Raw genomic sequence first — 17,220 nt, 5'->3', positions numbered from 1 at the left:
GGATAAAAGTTCAATTTTTAAAGGCGTGATTCTAACAGAAGCGAAAGTATAGTGTTGATCTAGGAGTTCTCCATGGCGATAGCACGGACCTTTTTAGATTGATTTTTCTTCAACATCATTATTCCCAAGGCAATCAAAACGCCAGTCCCCGCCATGGCCGCACCAACCCAATCGGCTGATGTATAACCGTAGCCCATGGCTATAGGTAATCCTGCAAAATAAGCGCCGGAAGCATTCCCAATATTAAACGCACTCTGATTTAACGAAGATCCGAGCGTTTCCGATCCTTTTGAGGCTTTAATAATCAGCATTTGAATAGGGGTAGAAATTGAAAACGTTACAATTCCTATAATAAACGTCATCACCAATACCATGGTTTTGTCTGATGCCAAATAAGCATTAATTGATAAAGAAATTGACATTAAAACAAGAACGAGCATTACGGTCTTTAAGGGCGAGAACTTTTCAGTAAGTTTGGCACCAACAAAATTACCAATTACCATTCCTAATCCCGCCAAAACCATCGCATAAGCCACAACATTTTCAGCATGTCCTGCCACTTCCGTTATTAATGGTGAGATATAACTGTACCATGCAAAAAATCCGCCGGTTCCAATAGTAGTCAATAATATGATCAGCCAAAGTTCTAACCGCTTAAAGATTTTAAAATCGCTTAAAAATTTAGTCTCAGAAGATTTTTGCAATACTGGCATCCAAAATTTAACGCCTAAAACAGCGGCCACACCTACAACGCCAACTAACAAGAACGAGATGCTCCAGTCAAAATTCTTGCCCAAGTAAGTCCCTAGTGGGACGCCTAAAAGATTGGCAAAGGTCAGTCCGCTAAACATAATGGCAATACCCTTTGCTTCTTTTCCTTTTTTCGAGAGTTTTCCAGCAACCACGGCGCCAATTCCAAAAAATGCACCATGTGGTAAACCTGATAAAAAGCGCAAGACCATAAAGGAGTTATATCCTGTTGCAAATGCAGATAGGGTATTAAACACCGTAAACCACAACATCAGCACCAATAATACCTTATGGGCAGGCCATTTGCTACCCAAACCAGTAAGTAGGGGAGCGCCAACTACAACGCCTAAAGCATAGGCCGAAATAAAATGTCCAGCCTCAGGGATCGTAATTTGAAATGCATTGGCCACATCAGGCAAAATTCCCATGATGACAAATTCTGTCAATCCAATACCAAACCCTCCAATGGCCAATGATAATAAGGCTTTATTCATTTGTTTCTAAATTATAGGCTAAAAAATAAAACGGCAAAATTAAGGACTAACTTACCATTGGGAGCAGTATTTCTGTAAATAATAAGTTAAATTGAGGGTTCTTAAAAATTGCGGTTGATTACTATTGATTTTATAATACATGCCGCCAAAATTTGATGGAATGATAATTTGCAGCCTAAAGAGAATTTCAAATCAGTGGAACAGGTAATTAGCTCAACTGGATTATAAAAATCCTTTTAAAAACCCACTTTAACAGCGTTTTTATGTTAAAATAATCGATATTTGTAATTCCCTAAAAAATGAAGATTTATGTCAATGAATAAAAATACGGTGTTGGCTTGGGCCACAACAATCATGATTATAGTTGGAGTTGCATTAATCGCTCTTGGCGCATTTAGATATGATGACGTAGCTGGGTACGGATTTGCATCTGTAGGTATTGGCTTCTTCGCCATCGCCTGGGTGTTCAACGCACTTAAAGGACGGGTATAACGGTTAAAGGTTTATAAGTTTCAGTCCATACCAAGCATTTAGCCTCATTGTAAGTCTGAATCACATAATTATATATTAACAATTAACTTATTTTAGAAATGAGCGACGACAAAAAAATAATTTTCTCGATGCGAGGTCTTACAAAGACTTTTAAAGGTGCTGATACACCTGTGTTGAAAAATATTCACTTGAGTTTCTTCTATGGAGCTAAAATTGGAATTTTAGGCCTTAACGGTTCAGGAAAATCCACACTTTTAAAAATTATTGCAGGACAGGATAAAAACTACCAAGGAGACGTGACGTTTCTTCAAGATTATTCAGTGGGGTTTTTAGAGCAAGAACCGCAATTGGATGATGATAAAACGGTGATGGAAGTGGTGCGTGAAGGTGCTGCTGAAACGGTGGCCATCCTTGATGAATACAATAAGATCAACGATATGTTTGGTTTGGAAGAAGTGTATTCTGATACCGACAAGATGGAAAAGCTGATGAACCGTCAAGCAGAGTTACAGGATAAAATTGACGCTTCTGATGCTTGGGAATTAGATACAAAATTAGAAATTGCCATGGATGCGCTAAGAACTCCAGATGGCGATAAAAAAATTGGTGTGCTTTCCGGTGGGGAGCGTCGCCGTGTCGCTTTATGTAGATTATTATTGCAAGAACCAGATGTGTTGTTATTGGATGAGCCTACCAACCACTTGGATGCGGAGTCTGTGCACTGGTTAGAGCACCATTTATCACAATATAAAGGAACTATTATTGCCGTAACACACGATAGATACTTCTTGGATAATGTGGCTGGTTGGATTTTAGAGCTCGATAGAGGTGAAGGGATTCCGTGGAAAGGAAATTACTCGTCTTGGTTAGAACAAAAATCGACCCGAATGGCTCAAGAAAGCAAAACCGCTTCCAAACGTCAAAAAACGTTGGAACGTGAGTTGGATTGGGTGCGTCAAGGAGCAAAAGGTCGTCAGACCAAACAAAAAGCGCGTTTGAACAACTACGATAAATTGATGAGTCAAGATCAAAAACAACTTGACGAAAAATTAGAGATCTACATCCCTAATGGTCCGCGTTTGGGAACAAATGTTATTGAAGCTGTTGGCGTGAGTAAAGGATTTGATGATAAACTGCTTTATGAAGATTTAAATTTCAACTTGCCTCAAGCGGGGATTGTTGGTGTAATTGGTCCGAATGGTGCAGGTAAAACGACCATTTTCAAAATGATCATGGGTGAGGAAACTCCAGATAAAGGTGAGTTTAAGGTGGGTGACACTGCAAAAATTGCGTATGTAGATCAAAAACACTCTAACATTGATCCAGAAAAATCAATTTGGCAAAACTTTAGTGATGAACAGGAGTTGGTCATGATGGGAGGTAAACAAGTCAATTCTAGAGCGTATTTAAGCCGATTTAATTTCTCAGGAAGTGAACAAAACAAGAAAGTAAAACTGCTTTCTGGTGGTGAGCGTAACCGGTTGCACTTAGCCATGACACTAAGGGAAGAAGGTAACGTGTTGCTCTTAGATGAGCCAACTAATGATTTAGATGTCAATACATTAAGAGCGTTGGAGGAAGGTCTTGAAAACTTCGCCGGTTGTGCGGTAGTAATTAGTCACGACAGATGGTTTTTAGACAGAATTTGTACGCATATCCTAGCATTTGAAGGAGACTCACAAGTCTATTTCTTCGAAGGAAGTTTTAGTGAATATGAAGAAAATAAGAAAAAACGATTGGGTGGCGATTTGACCCCGAAACGAATTAAGTACAAAAAATTAGTTCGCTAATTTGCTAATTAAAAGAGTGTGTCTCAATACTTATACAACCTATCCGAGAGTTGAGTATTTGAAAACCATTCTCGGACAGCTATCCGAGAGAAAAACATAAAAAAAGCCGTTTCAATTAGTTTTGAGACGGCTTGTTCTTTTATGTTTTATTATCTAAGTATTCAAAATTAGTGTTATTTATAGAGCTTACTTGTTGTCATATAAATGACCGTCAGTAAAATCTTTATACCCCTCATCTACCTCGGCTTTAAAAGCATCACTCTCCGTTAAGCGTTTGTTTTCTGCTTTTAATTTATACATTTTAATGACGGCTAAGGCAATAAAGAATAAAAATACGGCAGCAGTAATAAGTAAAACAAACGTAAGTTGTTCTGTACTTACCAGCAAGAGCATATTAATATTGTAATGATTAGCAATCATGAGTTGAGATTTGGAACTCAAATATACACTTTTAATTTATTTCATAACTGTTTCATAATAAAAAAGTTATGAAATTTAAAAATTCTCAATTTGTAATGTTTGTCGATAAACCGTTACGGATACCACTCTAATTGAACAACTTCAATGTCCGAATTTTCCTTATTTATAAGCGTTTTAAATTGGTTCACATCACTCATGCCCTCCGTGCCTCTAAAATGATAGGGATATACTTTTTTGGGTTTAAAATCAAGCACGGCACTTGCGGCACTTTCAACAGTCATCGTGTACGGTAAGTTCATACAGACAAAAGCCATATCAATATTTTTAAGTTGTCTCATTTCAGGGATGTCTTCAGTATCACCAGAAATATAGATTCTTTGGCCACCCAAGTTCAGCACATAGCCGTTGCCTCTACCTTTTTCATGAAACTTTAATGCGTCCTTTCTTAAGTTGTACATCGGAATGGCTTCTATAGAATAGGCATCAAAGTCTTTGGTGTCGCCATTGTTCATAACCACTAATTCTTTCACCTTTAGTTCGGGTAATTTATCCTTTACAGCTTGTGGTACCACAAGAATGGTAGAGTCTAAAGTCATCGCTTGTAAGGTTTTTACATCCAAATGATCGCCGTGAATGTCTGTAATGAGAATATAACCGGGCTTTTCTTGTTCAGCAAATGCCTCAGCACCTCCTACGGGATCTACATAAATCACAACATCTCTATGAGTCAAAATCATCGTAGCATGCTCGATAGGAATAACAGCTATAGAATCTGGAGCTGTTGTTTTATGCAGGTCATTGGCCGTTTCTGATACCATTTCTACAACTTTTTCAGTGCTGTCTTTACAGCTGACCATTAGTAAGATCCCAAGGGTTGCAATAGCGAGTACTCCTTTCATTTTATACGTTTTTGTTTGCTTAAAGATACTGACTTTCAAACATATTACAGAAGGGTGTAACAATTTTGTAAAAATCACTACCAATAATTTAAGGAGTAATAATCTTCAAACCGATATTTTTTAACGAAATTGTACTCACTAAAAATATGTCCAACGCACTAAAAAAATTACCATATGTCTGATGATTTTGATTTATTAGAAACCAATTCCAACGAAAAAACAGGAAAAGTAGATGTCAATTGGGGGAAAGCAATTGACACCATGAAATCTAAATTGGCTCAAGAAGATGATCCGCAATCGCGCCAAAAAATTCTCAATGCCACATTGGATGATGTGGTCCATATGGCAGAAAAGGACAGAACAACTTTGTTGGATGCTATTAAAGATTTGACCGATTATCAAGATGAAGTTGGGATCATATTTGAAAAATTCTCTTCGCTGAATCCCGATGAGCAACGTGTTATTGACGAAGCTCAAAAAGCCTTGGAACGTGCCCGAATTGAATTGGAAGATGCGCGCAATAAGCCAGACACCTGGTGGAATAACCTATGGGGACGTAAGAGCAGAATTAAAAAAGAGGAGCAAGAATTTAAGGAAGCTGAAAAAATAAGGGCAGGAGCAGATAATAAAGCAAAAGCCTTGTTTCAGGAGCGTATTGAAAGTGCTGATGTACAAACCCTCTTAAGCGAACTGTCGTTTAAAAGTCAAGCAGCAGTTTCTCGCTTAAAAAACCGAGAAGTTGAAATCAAAGAAGTTGAAGATAAACTTCAAGTGGCTATTGTTGAAGCTACCAAAAATCATACGCGAGCTTTAGAAAAGAAGAAAGAGGTAGAAGGAAAGCTCGATGAGAATTATGCGCTTTTAAGACAAGCACGTCAGGAGTTAGAGGAAATTGTAGACAAGCAATCGGCTAATTATGCACAAGCTGTTGGTAAAGTGACCACGCTAGAGCAAAAAATTGAAGAATTGGAAGGCCTCAAAAATGCGTACACCACTTTGGCGGCGAGTAAGGACAGTTTTGTACACAAACATAATCTGACCATTAAAGTCTTAACCTCTTTACGCAGCAATTTACAAACCCACCGTGCCAAATTAAAAAGTGATACGGAAGAACGATTGAAGTATTATGACGGGTATGTGGTTGCATTAAAAGCGCGTACAGACCAGGAATTTGCAGCTATTTTAGAACATTTGGGAGTGAAGACTGATGAGCATATTGGCGAAACTTTAGCCTCAATGCATACTGCAAGTGCCAAAGCGCGTCAGGAAATGATGGAAAACATTCCAGTGCACGAAAAAGTGATGCAAGGCGTGTACAGCAGTTATGCTGAAGCTTTACAGGAAATTCGTGCTAAAGACAGTGACATCCAGAAGAATTTTGCAGAGCGTTATGGCATTGACATGAAAGAGATTTTTGAAGATTACTATAAGGCAGATGCCACCAAACCTTCAGAAACTCCTGAGGCTGCCAAACCAACTCCAAAACCTGAGAACACAGGTGACGAACTGTTATCTTAAGAGGATATCAATCTATCTGCTTAAAAGTTCAGATGTTTTAATTTGGGCGTTCCCACGCAAAAAAGCGTGGTCAGGTTTTCCGCTGTATCTTTTTTCTGAAAAAGAAAAAAGGATGCCGCTGCAACCCTTAACGCAAATACAGATTCAAAACAAGGTTTAGGTGCTCATTGATAAGTCTTCTATAATCATTTTAACTATATAAAAGTGTCCATTAATCACATTGTAACACCATTAGATTCTGCCTACCTCGATTCCAAGTCGCAGTATGTGTTCTATCATAAAATGGTCGATTTTGCTTTAAAGGAATTAATTGTAACTGCGCAATACAATCAATTATGTACCACACAAGAAATTATTTTTTTTAAACAATATGCTGATTTGCTCTTGTATTCTATTGAAGCCATGCGTGTCAAATACATGTATGATGAAGAGGAGCATATGAAAGTAGATTTAACTGAATCTGGTTTTCCTAATTATTTGGAGTTCCGTTATCTGTTTAACGACTTGTCTTTAAAAGAGAATTACGTCAATAAACTTAAAGATGTCAGTGAACTGCAAGAAGAGTTTTTGGATACTCTTTTAAGAAAGAAAGGACCTGTTAGTAGGACTAAGTTGTTTCAAGCGGCTTCCATTGTGTATTACACGTCTGTTGAACAAAAATTTATTTTCAATCGGTTTGTTCAAGGTAAAATAATAAAAGCACCGGAAGGTGCAGTAGGTGAGTTCATGACCAGCTGGAGTTTCTTTGATGTGGGTTGCAACCGACCTTTTGTATGCTATATGTATTTCGATTTTGAAGGCCATACCATAGACGCCAGTAAAGAAATGATTTATGAGGTGCTTAAAACCACTGCCGATAGAGATATGAATTTGGATGTTATGGCTTACGGAATTGACAGGAAGTTAAAAGATGTCAAACCAAAACACATCAAACGTATCGATTTAGGGCCTTTCCATAACGTTTTTGCCAAAGATGAAAACCTGATCACGCATACTATTCTAGAAAGTATCGCAGCAAAAGATGTTCCCTTGGAATCCTATGCCTTATCTCTGAAAATTGATGACGTGACTTCCGGAAGTGAATTTACAGAAGGCGGTTATTTCTCAAAACAAACCTTACAAAAATGGAATCAACCCGTCAATAAGAGTTATGTTTTGGCCCCGCATCGTATCATTCAATTATTGTATAGCAAAAGACCGGAAATTATGAATGGATTGGCAAAGCCACCTATTCAGATTGCGGATTTGCAGATAAGTAAACTATAAAAATTCCTTCCCTAAAAAGGGAAGGTGGATTAAATTCCAGTTAAGGAATTTAAGACGGAAGGGTTGAATAACCACCTCGTCTTCAGTTTTTACCAAAACTGAATCCACTCCTCCTTTAAAAGGAGGAGAATTAGTAATGAACGTTAAAGTATAAACTCGCATTATAATAGAATATGCAACAAAACTCAACATTCCCAATAAAACAGAACGAACTCGATATGCTTCGCGATGAAGCAGCATCGTACCTTAAAAGTATCCAATGGGAGCAAGGGCAACGCGCCAAAAACAAAGATAAGGATGCTAAAGAGGAATCGATTCTCCTGTATCTTTCTCGAGCTAACAACGGTTCTAATGTAGCAGAAACAACGGCTGTTTCCAAAACTATTTTAGAGCTTAAAAAACGTTTGTTGCCAGATTCTATTGCAATTCCTGTGTTGCTCAATCAAACCTTATACGCTGTTCAGGAAGGTTTGACGCTGGGCGTGTGGATTAAAGATAGTTATTATGATGCGTCAGGATTGTCCAGCTTAAATGAGCGCAAAGCGTCCTTGGACAGTATGGGTAAACGGGAATACGAAAGCAAAATGCACACGGCAACTGCGTTCATGTTGTTTTCAGTCGCTTATCATATTTTACACAACCTAAAACCGTATGCTTCTGACGATTTAAGCGTTATGAAACAAAAGTTCGCGGGTATTCCTGAGATTTCCTTATTGTCGCCCTTAAAAGGTGTGGCGTGTATCTTATTTTATTATGACAAGTATTTAGGGCATCCAGATATCATTAAAAGTGATAAAGATGTAGCCGATTTTACAGTCGTGTTTTTTGAAGCGTTGATCGACGAAATCCAAATGCGGAAATCAACTTTGGAACATCAGGAAACCATTTTGGACAGAACCTATAAGTTGGAACATTCTGAATTTGCGATTTCTGGCTGGACCAATGTGTTTGCAGGAGCCGCCAAAAGTGTCGCGTTTAATAAAATTCAGTTTGAGCAGATTGTTGGAAATAAAGATGCCAAGCATTTCGCCCGCCGATTGACTGAGCGTATGTTGAGTTACGATTTTACGGCAAAAAAGAATCCGTTTCAGGAGTTGGGCGGGTTTATGCCAGTTTTTATGGGCTATGGAATTCCGGGAACAGGAAAAAGTATGCTCATCGCAGCCATCGCGACACGATTAAAAGAATATTGTGACCATTTGGAGCTGCCATTTCTATTCCATCCCATGCCAGATACCTTAATTTCGACATTTCAAGGTGGTTCTGCTGAAAAGATGGTGGAATGGATGAAACCGATGCAAGATCCTACAAAACTGATTTTTGCACCTATTGATGACGCAGAGAACAACTTGCAGGAGCGTACAGCACAAGGTGTGTCGGCTGGTGTAAAAGAAGTGATTGGCGTGTTTTTAAGATATACCGAAGGGGCCTATGCCGTAAATTATGGAAATAGTGCCATCGGATTATTTACCAATTTACCAGAAATGTTGGATAAGGCGGTGATTTCCCGTGTTCAAGGCCGATTTAAAATTGATGGCGCACAGACGGAACACGACTTTTTAGATCAGGATCATTTATGGTGGCGTAAGTTACAAAACACGATGCCTGGTTTTGTAAACATGAAAAATCCGGAGCAGTATCAGTATCTCCAAGATCAAGGTTTGGCAAAAAACATGGGAGAGATTCTGAAATCTGTCGGTAAACCTTCAGAAGAGCGTGTCCATGCAGTTTATGACCAAGTGGAAAGCCAATTCCAAACCAATGAACATCAGTTTTATGCCAATTTATATAAGGAAATGCAGCGTGTGTTTCCATTCTTTTCGTCGAGGGACGTTCGGAATATCCAATCGGCCATTTCATTGCGTCTAACCGATTTTGATTTGGAAGCCTCGTGGTTTGATAATCCAGAAGTTTATTTTAAACAAGATTATAATACCAAATTTAATATGCTCCAAGAATTGATGCGTGCCAATATGAAAGGTCTCGATTTTTCTGAAATAAGACGTCAGGAAGTGGTGCGGTATTTAGACAACGTAGCAACAATTGCAGATACTGATTTCAAACGCCAAGTGGAATCTAGAGTCAACGACCTCAACATCGAATTGACAGCACGTCGCAAATTTGATAGTTAAAAACAAAACCTAATCAGACAAAATTTATAGAATGTTAGACAACATAAAAAATATTCATATTAAAACACTTTCTAAAGCTTGGGCAACCTTGTCAGAAATCAATTATGATTATCAATTTAAAAACGGCTCATGGAAGCGTGTCTCTCGTGAAAGTTATGATCGTGGCCATGGCACCGGAATTTTATTGTACAATCCGGAAAAAGGTACAGTTATTTTAACACGACAATTTCGGATGCCTATTTACCAAACAAAAAAAGAAGATGGTATGTCTATTGAAGTCTGTGCTGGCGCTATTGATGATAAGGATTCGCCAGAATCTACAATAATAAGAGAGGTGGAAGAGGAAGTTGGTTACAGAATACAGGAAGTTAAAAAGGTGATGGAAGCATATACATCTCCCGGGGCTTTAACTGAAAAAATGTATTTATTTGTGGCACCGTATTCCGCCGACATGAAAGTCAATGGAGGAGGAGGAATTGCAAGTGAACACGAAGAAATTGAAGTGATGGAGCTACCCTTCTCTAAAGCTTTAAAAATGATTGAATCGACAGAAATTCAAGATGCAAAAACCATTATGTTGTTGCAGTATGCACATATACATAGTTTGCTTGGAAAAAAGAATGGAGAATAGAGAGAAGAGAATAGAGAAACGAAACTCAACAGGAAAAATAATTACATTGAAATTTTTTAATGGAAAAATTAAAAGCAGCACATTTATATAGAGATGAACTCATTCCCATCAGCGGGAAATTGGTTGAGCGTTACAATCAGTGCCTTAAAATATTAGGGTTTACGGAAACAAAGCTCACTAATTTTTCTATCGATGGAATTGGTTGGAGCCCTGAAATTGCTGAAGAGAAGCAGGAAATCCATTATTTGAATAACGGTGAAGCCAATCCGAATGCTATTATCATTACCCCGTTGCAAAAAGGAAAGCCGGTCTATGTGCCGTTTCATACATTCGATCGGGAAATGATGCAGCATGTGTTTAGAACTCATGGCGATAAAATTAATGATATTACTAGAGATTGCGCCATTTGTGTGCACTTTGATCAGCACATTGATGCGTTTTATGAGCCTTTGGATGTCTTAAAATATGGAGATATTTCCATTACGTTCAAGCTGATTAATAATTTGGATAAAGTCCAAATGCAGCAATTTGAATTAATTGATAAATTCAAACAGGGTCATAATTTTATTGATGAAGGCTTGCATCAACAATTATTGGACTCTGCTCAAACTTATGGCGATTTAAGGCATCGCAATCTAGAGCTTCCAGAATTATATTTTACTACAGATTCCTTTTACACTAAAGCTTTTGGAGGTGTTTTTGTATTGCGCGATTTTATTACACCAATCGTGGTTTTTCAAGATGAAAAGTGGCATAAGGAAGCGATTATGGATACAACTTATGATGTGTTGATCTATCATATTTCACAACCAGAATTGATGGATAAATTGCGCGATCACCTAATTGTTGCATATGATTTAGATGCCGTTGTAAAAACTCCACGTTATGACCGGATCAAAAAATTTATGTTAGCTAAGTATTTAAAAAACACACCACATCCTATCATAGATATTTTGGAAGACAATGTGTTATTTAAGGGATATTTGAACAAATTGTCAATCGAAGATCGGAAAAAAGTAATGGGTGTTGAACTGTATCTGGATAAGATGGAAATTAGTAATCAGCATAAACTGGCAGATATTGTTGATGTTGAACTTTTTGAAGGAATAAATGAACCTCATTCATCATTACACGTGAAGCATCAGGATTTAATCTGGAAATTGTTAGTTAATATCGCGCCATTGGATGTCCTTTTTCTGTATTGGTATGATAAGGAGTTGTTTTATAAAAACTATGAGACTTGGGAGAATTCATTGAAAGATTGGGTTATTGCGACGATTCGTAACAATATTTAAGTTTTATAGACTAATTTTATGGGAGTGGGAAGGTTTATATTTTGGAAATTAACCACCTCGTCTTCAGTTTCTTTACTGAAACTGAATCCACTCCTCCTTAAAAAGGAGGAGAAGCTTTAATTATTTATGAATTTATAAGCTTATTATAAAGTAACAATCACAAAAATTCCTTCCCTTAATAAGGGAAGGTGGATTTAGGCTCAGGAAAGAGCCTAAAGACGGAAGGGTTGTAGTATTATTAACCTATTAAGCATTAAAAACACAACATAATGACACTAGAAATCATCGTTTTCATAGGTTCAATTTTATTCGGAATCTTGCTGTATTGGCGAGAATCAACAGGCAACGGACTGTATCGTTTTTTAAATAAGTTGATGTATTCCAAAAACCTACAGATGTCGCCCGATGATCCAAAGGGATTCTTATACCAACAAAAATTCCTGTTGCGCTTGGTATTCATTACCATGATTTTTTTGATAGGAATAGTAGTCGCACGTTTTTTAATTCCGATAGATATTGCTACCATTTCAGTCTTTGCTTCTAGTATTGTAGGGACGCTTATAGGTACGTATATTGGCGGATTTGTGCTAAAATCTGAAAAAGTAATCGACGCGCATAGTAATACCGTTGAAGAAAAATTTGATAAAGCCATCGATCAAGGGCGTGATTTTATACAGGATATTACCACTAGAGAGCCAAAAGTAGTAGAAGAAGCAAAAAAAGAAATAGAGGAAGATCCTAATTTACCAAAAAAGAGCGCAAGAGAGCGATTGAAGGATAAAGGGTTGATGTAGATAGGTGTGAGGTATGAGGACTGAGGTTTGAGTTTGATATTTTAATTAAGTTTATTAAAAGAACAGTGTAATTATGATAAAGAATTATTGGAATAGAGGGAGTAGACAAAAATCAATCACCATTATTGCCGCCTTGGTTTTGGTGCTATTACTGTTTTTTCTTCGGGATGATTACCAGCCATTTCTATTATGGATGAGGAAATATATTTTCGTGATTCTCGTGATAAGCTTGGTGTTGTTCTTCGGATTGCGAAGCTTTAGGAACTCAGCCAGCGTGGGACGACGCATCGGAATTTTAGCTTTGTTGATTTTGTTCTTTGGACTGTTATATATAATTGGCGGGCATTTTAAAATGTACGATTATGTAAAAACCTACAATGTATTTAACAACTTAAATAAAGTTCAAATTAATGAATTGCCGCTTACCCAAAATGAACGCATTCAACCGTTGCGTAATATTTATTCAATGGCCAACGAATCGGTTGGAGAGACTAAAGATGTGTCCTTACCCCATTTGGTAAGAGTAGATGGTGAAAACAAATGGACCATGGCTATCCAGCCTTCCGAGAAATATACCATGCAGCAAATCAGTGAGAATACAGAGGAAGTCTTTGCTGTATCCAGTACATCACCATTTCCTCGATTCTCCAATGAGAACCGTATTCCAGTAACGTTTTCTATTGGCGAATCTTTAAAATTTAGCAGAAACACCTATAACGCAGTGGTGCAGCGTTTCAATATTTGGCAACTCTTCAATATGGAGCCGGGCGATACCTTTTATATGAAAAATGATTCCGGAAAATGGGTGGAAGTCGTGAGCTTAATTAAGTGGAAAGGTTTCTTTTTCCCTTATCCAACTTTTGGTGGTGTGATGATTATAGATAGTGGCGAGCACGATTTTAACGACTATATGGAGCGGGTTTTAATTGGAAAAGGCACGTATGTCAGCCCCGATAATATGAAAAATTATCCATTTTTAACCAGACAAAACACGCTATCTGAAAAAGTATCCAGATTACAAGCGGAGTCCTTAAAATTCTTAGGCGGATTTACGGATCCGTTACCATGGAAAATGGAAACCGCTGTAAAAATTCCAGATTTGCCAGAAGATCAGAATCAGCAGCCTTTTGTTACCGATTTTGATTTTTCGTCGGTGGATGCTAAGGCCTATAGCGGATTGTACCATTGGTTCGGATTAGAGCCTATCGGAGACGAGCGCACCAGTTTGACCTATAGTGTATTTGTGCCTGCAGACGGCACGAATAAATTGTTTTATTATGATCATGCTGCTAAGAAACAAGGTTATGCTGGCGTTTCTGCAATGCCGTTAAAAATAATTGAGTCTCGCAAGGAATATGATTGGTCTGTTAATAAGCCAGTAGAATTCAGACCTTATATAAAAGATATTGCTGGCCGCAGACGGATGTTTTTCTTAGGAACGGTGTCTGCGGTAAAAGATGGCTCAGAAAAATTTGATGGGTCAGCAACCCCAGATTTGGCATTGATTGACAGTGAGTATCGCGATGTGATTTGGATTGATGTTAAACGTCCAAGTACATGGGATAAAATGATATATGATCAACTGAATGAAGCATGGAGAGCTAGCGAAGGTATTGGCTACTTTTATGAAGATGAGAAACAAACCTCAGATTTGGATTTGATGCAAATGGAAATGGATTCTATTAGAGCGATTCCTAAAGTCAATGAAAATGCTCAAGAAATTGAAAAGTTACAGCGTAAAATTGACTCATTGAATTCGGTTGGGAATTAATTTAAGACTTCTCATTCTTACAACCATTCGTCATTCGGATTGGACTTTACCATTCCGACTCAATATTGTCATTCCGATTGGACTTTGTCATTCCGACGTCAGGAGGAATCCCATAACAGTTTTCATCGAATGTAGTTGGATAATGTGATGTCTCATTGCATTCGACATGACAAAAATGTATGAATGTCATTCCTTTTCAACATTGTCATTCCGACGTTAGGAGGAATCCCATAGCAGTTCTCATCGAACGCATTTGGGTTATGTGATGTCTCATTGCATTCGACATGACAAACCAATGATTCGTCATTCCGTATCAATTTTGTCATTCCGACTATAGGAGGGATCCCATAACAGTTGTGAGCGAATGTACATGGGTTATGTGATGTCTCATTTCATTCGACATGACAAACCAATGATTCGTCATTCCGTATCAATTTTGTCATTCCGACTATAGGAGGAACCCCATAACCGTTGCGACACTATGGAATAACAATTATGTGATGTCTCATTACATTCGACATGACAATCCATGATTCGTCCTTCCGTCTCAATGCTGTCATTCCGACGTTAGGAGGAACCCCATAACAGTTGTCAACGAATGTATTTGGGTTATGGGATGTCTCATTGCATTCGGCATGACAAACTATGTCTCTGTCATTCCGACTGAATGTTGTGATTCCGACGTCAGGAGGAATCCCATAGCCGTTGTCATCGAATGTACTTGGATAATGTGATGTCTCATTGCATTCGACATGACAAAAATGTATGAATATCATTCCTTCTCGACTTTGTCATTTTTGTCATTCCGACGTCTGGAGTAATCCATAAAATCAATAAAGAGTTGACCTTCGTAAAGAGATTCTTCAAAATTTAATTCTTAATGCTCATTCAATCTGAGAAGCATTTTAATATCACTACGTTTATATATGCAATTGGGTTCCAAAGAAACTTCCACAAAACCGTACTTCTTATAAATGTAAATAGCGTTCTCAAGTTTAGTACTGGAATAGAGGATAAGTGACGTGACACTATTTGATTTCGCGAAAACAATGCAATGCTGCATTAGCAATTGTCCTATTTTAAAGCCTCTATGTTTTGGGGAGACTGCCATTTTGGTAAGTTCGAAAACCTGAGGATCTTTGGTTGGCATCAAGGCTACGGTGCCAACAATTTCATGATTGAGTTTTGCGAAAAACACGTGTCCACCTTTGTCAATGATATAAAATTCTGGCTTAGTTAATACCTCGTCATCAAAAGGTTCAACAATAAAGAAGGTTTGAAGCCATTCCATATTGAGTGCGTAGAAATCTTTTGAATATTTCTTTTCAAAGGGAACAATTTCAGTCATTATAATCATTGTTGTCCGATTAAAATCTTATACAATTTGATTTTGCTAACAGCAGCAAGCTGTCAGGGAAATTTAAAAATATATCACCTTGCTAAAGCCCTAAAGGGCGTTTTAGTTTTTGAGCTTAAAAATGAAAATCAGATGGGCTTAATTTTCAAATGTTTGCGAATCAAGTCTTATGTCTTATGTCTTTCAGCGCAGCGGTCTTAAGTCTTTGTCGGACACTAATGCATTATAATAAAGTGGTATAGCCTATTAAGAAGGCAGTCAATAACGAGAAAAGCATGGTCAAGATGGCTAAACTCTTACTTTCGGTTTTTTTGGAAATACCCCTAAAAATAACAATCACAGGAATGAAGGTACCTATGCTAAAAATAGGGACTGTTATCATTTCCATAATGGCTCTTAGGCCAGTATTACTATAGTCTTTATCAAACATTATTGTCATTAATAATAGATATAACAGCACCATAATACTTCCAATAAATAACCATAAATCGATACTATATTGTCTATTTAGTTTCATAGATAGATTGATTTGCTCTTATAAAATCGGTTATAAGATAGGTAATCAGCTTTCCCACAATTACTTCGGTGTCAGGCGTTGGTGCGGCTTCACAAATATGTAAATAGGCAGCGTTTTCTTGATTTCCAAAATAGGTCACAAAAGCCCTTGCTTTTTTAACGCTAAAACCACTTGGTGTGATGGCGCTACTAGGAATGTATTTAATGGCATCACAATCTACTTCAACACCAAAAGCCTTTTCTGTAACGTGCTTTGCCGCGCGCTCTAATTCTGATTTAAACTTTTTATCTTTCCTTATAGTGATCGCTTCGAACGTATTATACTTTAAAGCTTTAAATTTATCCAAGGTTTTGAAAATTAGATTTGAGGTGTAGTTTTCGTGCAAACCGAAAATAAAATAGTTTTTTAAAAACCCCTCGGCGTAAGCATAACTAAACCCATTGCCGCTATGTCTGCCTTCCTCTTTTCTAAAATCAGAATGGGCATCAAAATTAACAACGTTAATTGGTTTTTTGAGTGCTAAAGATGTACCCTTTATATTTCCATAGGCGTTGTTGTGACCACCACCAACAATAATTGGTTTTTTACCGGCGCTGACAATGGCGTGTACCAAATCCGTCACATGACGGTCAACTTTTTCAGTCAATTTTCTGGCTTTCTCAATATTCTTATCAGAACTATCGAGCTGATCAATTTTGCCCATCTCTTTTGAAAAATCCAAATGTCCTAATACCAAAACTTTGCTAGCCTTGGTGTGGACGTTGCTTTGGATATTTAATAAGACCTTTAAAGTGGCATCCCAAGCTTTTGCCGTACCTCGATTGCCGTAGTTGGCAAAAACCCCTATATCTTCTGGAATACCAAATATAACGTAGGCAACGTCTAAAGTTCTTAAAGATTCGTATATATTGGTAGTGTTGGAAAGTAATTTAATATGTTCTCCAAACTTGGATTCATTTGGTCTTTTTTTTAAGAACTTATCTAAATCGTTTATTTTAAATAGAACAAGTTTGTTCATTGTGGAGTTTAATTTTAAATTTGAAGTATTAAAAATACATTAATATTTATTTCTATCGTTAAAAACATAGTAAAAC

General features: G+C 37.5%; 15 protein-coding genes. 9 read left to right on the top strand and 6 right to left on the bottom strand.

Annotation, left to right across the window (positions count from 1 at the left end):
- Positions 1 to 59: 59 nt before the first annotated feature.
- Positions 60 to 1,244: an MFS transporter gene (locus JEM65_RS04525; protein ID WP_199597511.1), complete on the bottom strand. Its 1,185-nt coding sequence runs from the start codon at positions 1,242 to 1,244 to the stop codon at positions 60 to 62.
- A gap of 309 nt (positions 1,245 to 1,553) precedes the next feature.
- Here JEM65_RS04525 and JEM65_RS04520 point away from each other — a divergent pair, with 309 nt between their 5' ends.
- On the top strand, positions 1,554 to 1,736 hold the full coding sequence (locus JEM65_RS04520; RefSeq protein ID WP_066435655.1) for a CAL67264 family membrane protein: 183 nt from the start codon (positions 1,554 to 1,556) through the stop codon (positions 1,734 to 1,736).
- A 98-nt stretch (positions 1,737 to 1,834) separates the two neighbouring features.
- The gene (ettA, locus tag JEM65_RS04515) at positions 1,835 to 3,526 is read left to right on the top strand and encodes an energy-dependent translational throttle protein EttA (protein ID WP_199597510.1); all 1,692 of its coding nucleotides are present in this window, start codon (positions 1,835 to 1,837) and stop codon (positions 3,524 to 3,526) included.
- Between the two features lie 186 nt (positions 3,527 to 3,712).
- Here the strand turns inward: ettA and JEM65_RS04510 are convergent, their stop codons facing one another.
- Together JEM65_RS04510 and JEM65_RS04505 are read right to left on the bottom strand one after the other, a co-directional pair.
- Positions 3,713 to 3,946 carry a hypothetical protein gene (locus JEM65_RS04510; protein ID WP_199597509.1) on the bottom strand — a complete coding sequence of 78 codons (234 nt, stop codon included), beginning with the start codon at positions 3,944 to 3,946 and terminating at the stop codon, positions 3,713 to 3,715.
- Positions 3,947 to 4,059: 113 nt separating this feature from the next.
- Positions 4,060 to 4,845 carry an MBL fold metallo-hydrolase gene (locus JEM65_RS04505; RefSeq protein WP_199597508.1) on the bottom strand — a complete coding sequence of 262 codons (786 nt, stop codon included), beginning with the start codon at positions 4,843 to 4,845 and terminating at the stop codon, positions 4,060 to 4,062.
- A gap of 174 nt (positions 4,846 to 5,019) precedes the next feature.
- On the opposite strand from JEM65_RS04505, the gene JEM65_RS04500 reads away from it, so the two are divergent.
- The 7 genes from JEM65_RS04500 to JEM65_RS04470 all read left to right on the top strand — a co-directional run bounded on the left by JEM65_RS04500 (position 5,020) and on the right by JEM65_RS04470 (position 14,252).
- A complete protein-coding gene (locus tag JEM65_RS04500) occupies positions 5,020 to 6,363 on the top strand; it encodes a microtubule-binding protein (protein ID WP_199597507.1) in 1,344 nt (447 codons plus the stop codon).
- 204 nt (positions 6,364 to 6,567) lie between these two features.
- The gene (locus JEM65_RS04495; RefSeq protein WP_199597506.1) at positions 6,568 to 7,629 is read left to right on the top strand and encodes a hypothetical protein; all 1,062 of its coding nucleotides are present in this window, start codon (positions 6,568 to 6,570) and stop codon (positions 7,627 to 7,629) included.
- Positions 7,630 to 7,802: 173 nt separating this feature from the next.
- Positions 7,803 to 9,761, top strand: coding sequence for an AAA family ATPase (locus JEM65_RS04490; RefSeq protein ID WP_199597505.1), 1,959 nt, complete (start codon positions 7,803 to 7,805; stop codon positions 9,759 to 9,761).
- A gap of 31 nt (positions 9,762 to 9,792) precedes the next feature.
- Positions 9,793 to 10,392, top strand: a complete 600-nt coding sequence (locus JEM65_RS04485) for an NUDIX domain-containing protein (protein WP_199597503.1) — start codon at positions 9,793 to 9,795, stop codon at positions 10,390 to 10,392.
- A gap of 59 nt (positions 10,393 to 10,451) precedes the next feature.
- Positions 10,452 to 11,687 (top strand): DUF6638 family protein, encoded by a 1,236-nt coding sequence (locus JEM65_RS04480; RefSeq protein ID WP_199597501.1) that lies wholly within the window; start codon positions 10,452 to 10,454, stop codon positions 11,685 to 11,687.
- 269 nt (positions 11,688 to 11,956) lie between these two features.
- A complete protein-coding gene (locus JEM65_RS04475; protein WP_199597499.1) occupies positions 11,957 to 12,481 on the top strand; it encodes a hypothetical protein in 525 nt (174 codons plus the stop codon).
- Between the two features lie 73 nt (positions 12,482 to 12,554).
- Positions 12,555 to 14,252, top strand: coding sequence for a hypothetical protein (locus JEM65_RS04470; protein ID WP_199597498.1), 1,698 nt, complete (start codon positions 12,555 to 12,557; stop codon positions 14,250 to 14,252).
- 877 nt (positions 14,253 to 15,129) lie between these two features.
- Here the strand turns inward: JEM65_RS04470 and JEM65_RS04465 are convergent.
- The 3 genes from JEM65_RS04465 to JEM65_RS04455 form a co-directional block, all read right to left on the bottom strand.
- Positions 15,130 to 15,609, bottom strand: coding sequence for a GNAT family N-acetyltransferase (locus JEM65_RS04465; RefSeq protein ID WP_199597496.1), 480 nt, complete (start codon positions 15,607 to 15,609; stop codon positions 15,130 to 15,132).
- 223 nt (positions 15,610 to 15,832) lie between these two features.
- The gene (locus JEM65_RS04460; protein ID WP_199597494.1) at positions 15,833 to 16,126 is read right to left on the bottom strand and encodes a hypothetical protein; all 294 of its coding nucleotides are present in this window, start codon (positions 16,124 to 16,126) and stop codon (positions 15,833 to 15,835) included.
- Positions 16,113 to 17,144 (bottom strand): formimidoylglutamase, encoded by a 1,032-nt coding sequence (locus tag JEM65_RS04455; RefSeq protein WP_199597492.1) that lies wholly within the window; start codon positions 17,142 to 17,144, stop codon positions 16,113 to 16,115. The genes JEM65_RS04460 and JEM65_RS04455 overlap by 14 nt, the downstream gene beginning before the upstream one ends.
- Between the last annotated feature and the right edge of the window lie 76 nt (positions 17,145 to 17,220).

The sequence above is a fragment of the Gelidibacter salicanalis genome (genome assembly GCF_016469035.1).
Lineage (GTDB): Bacteria > Bacteroidota > Bacteroidia > Flavobacteriales > Flavobacteriaceae > Gelidibacter > Gelidibacter salicanalis_A.
This window is presented reverse-complemented; position numbering and strand designations above follow the sequence as displayed.

Excerpts from the sequence above, each read along its gene's own strand:
- JEM65_RS04525 (WP_199597511.1), bottom strand. The coding sequence starts at position 1,244 with ATGAATAAAGCCTTATTATCATTGGCCATTGGAGGGTTTGGTATTGGA.
- JEM65_RS04520 (WP_066435655.1), top strand. The coding sequence starts at position 1,554 with ATGTCAATGAATAAAAATACGGTGTTGGCTTGGGCCACAACAATCATG.
- ettA (WP_199597510.1), top strand. The coding sequence starts at position 1,835 with ATGAGCGACGACAAAAAAATAATTTTCTCGATGCGAGGTCTTACAAAG.
- JEM65_RS04510 (WP_199597509.1), bottom strand. The coding sequence starts at position 3,946 with ATGATTGCTAATCATTACAATATTAATATGCTCTTGCTGGTAAGTACA.
- JEM65_RS04505 (WP_199597508.1), bottom strand. The coding sequence starts at position 4,845 with ATGAAAGGAGTACTCGCTATTGCAACCCTTGGGATCTTACTAATGGTC.
- JEM65_RS04500 (WP_199597507.1), top strand. The coding sequence starts at position 5,020 with ATGTCTGATGATTTTGATTTATTAGAAACCAATTCCAACGAAAAAACA.
- JEM65_RS04490 (WP_199597505.1), top strand. The coding sequence starts at position 7,803 with ATGCAACAAAACTCAACATTCCCAATAAAACAGAACGAACTCGATATG.
- JEM65_RS04485 (WP_199597503.1), top strand. The coding sequence starts at position 9,793 with ATGTTAGACAACATAAAAAATATTCATATTAAAACACTTTCTAAAGCT.
- JEM65_RS04480 (WP_199597501.1), top strand. The coding sequence starts at position 10,452 with ATGGAAAAATTAAAAGCAGCACATTTATATAGAGATGAACTCATTCCC.
- JEM65_RS04475 (WP_199597499.1), top strand. The coding sequence starts at position 11,957 with ATGACACTAGAAATCATCGTTTTCATAGGTTCAATTTTATTCGGAATC.
- JEM65_RS04470 (WP_199597498.1), top strand. The coding sequence starts at position 12,555 with ATGATAAAGAATTATTGGAATAGAGGGAGTAGACAAAAATCAATCACC.
- JEM65_RS04465 (WP_199597496.1), bottom strand. The coding sequence starts at position 15,609 with ATGATTATAATGACTGAAATTGTTCCCTTTGAAAAGAAATATTCAAAA.
- JEM65_RS04460 (WP_199597494.1), bottom strand. The coding sequence starts at position 16,126 with ATGAAACTAAATAGACAATATAGTATCGATTTATGGTTATTTATTGGA.
- JEM65_RS04455 (WP_199597492.1), bottom strand. The coding sequence starts at position 17,144 with ATGAACAAACTTGTTCTATTTAAAATAAACGATTTAGATAAGTTCTTA.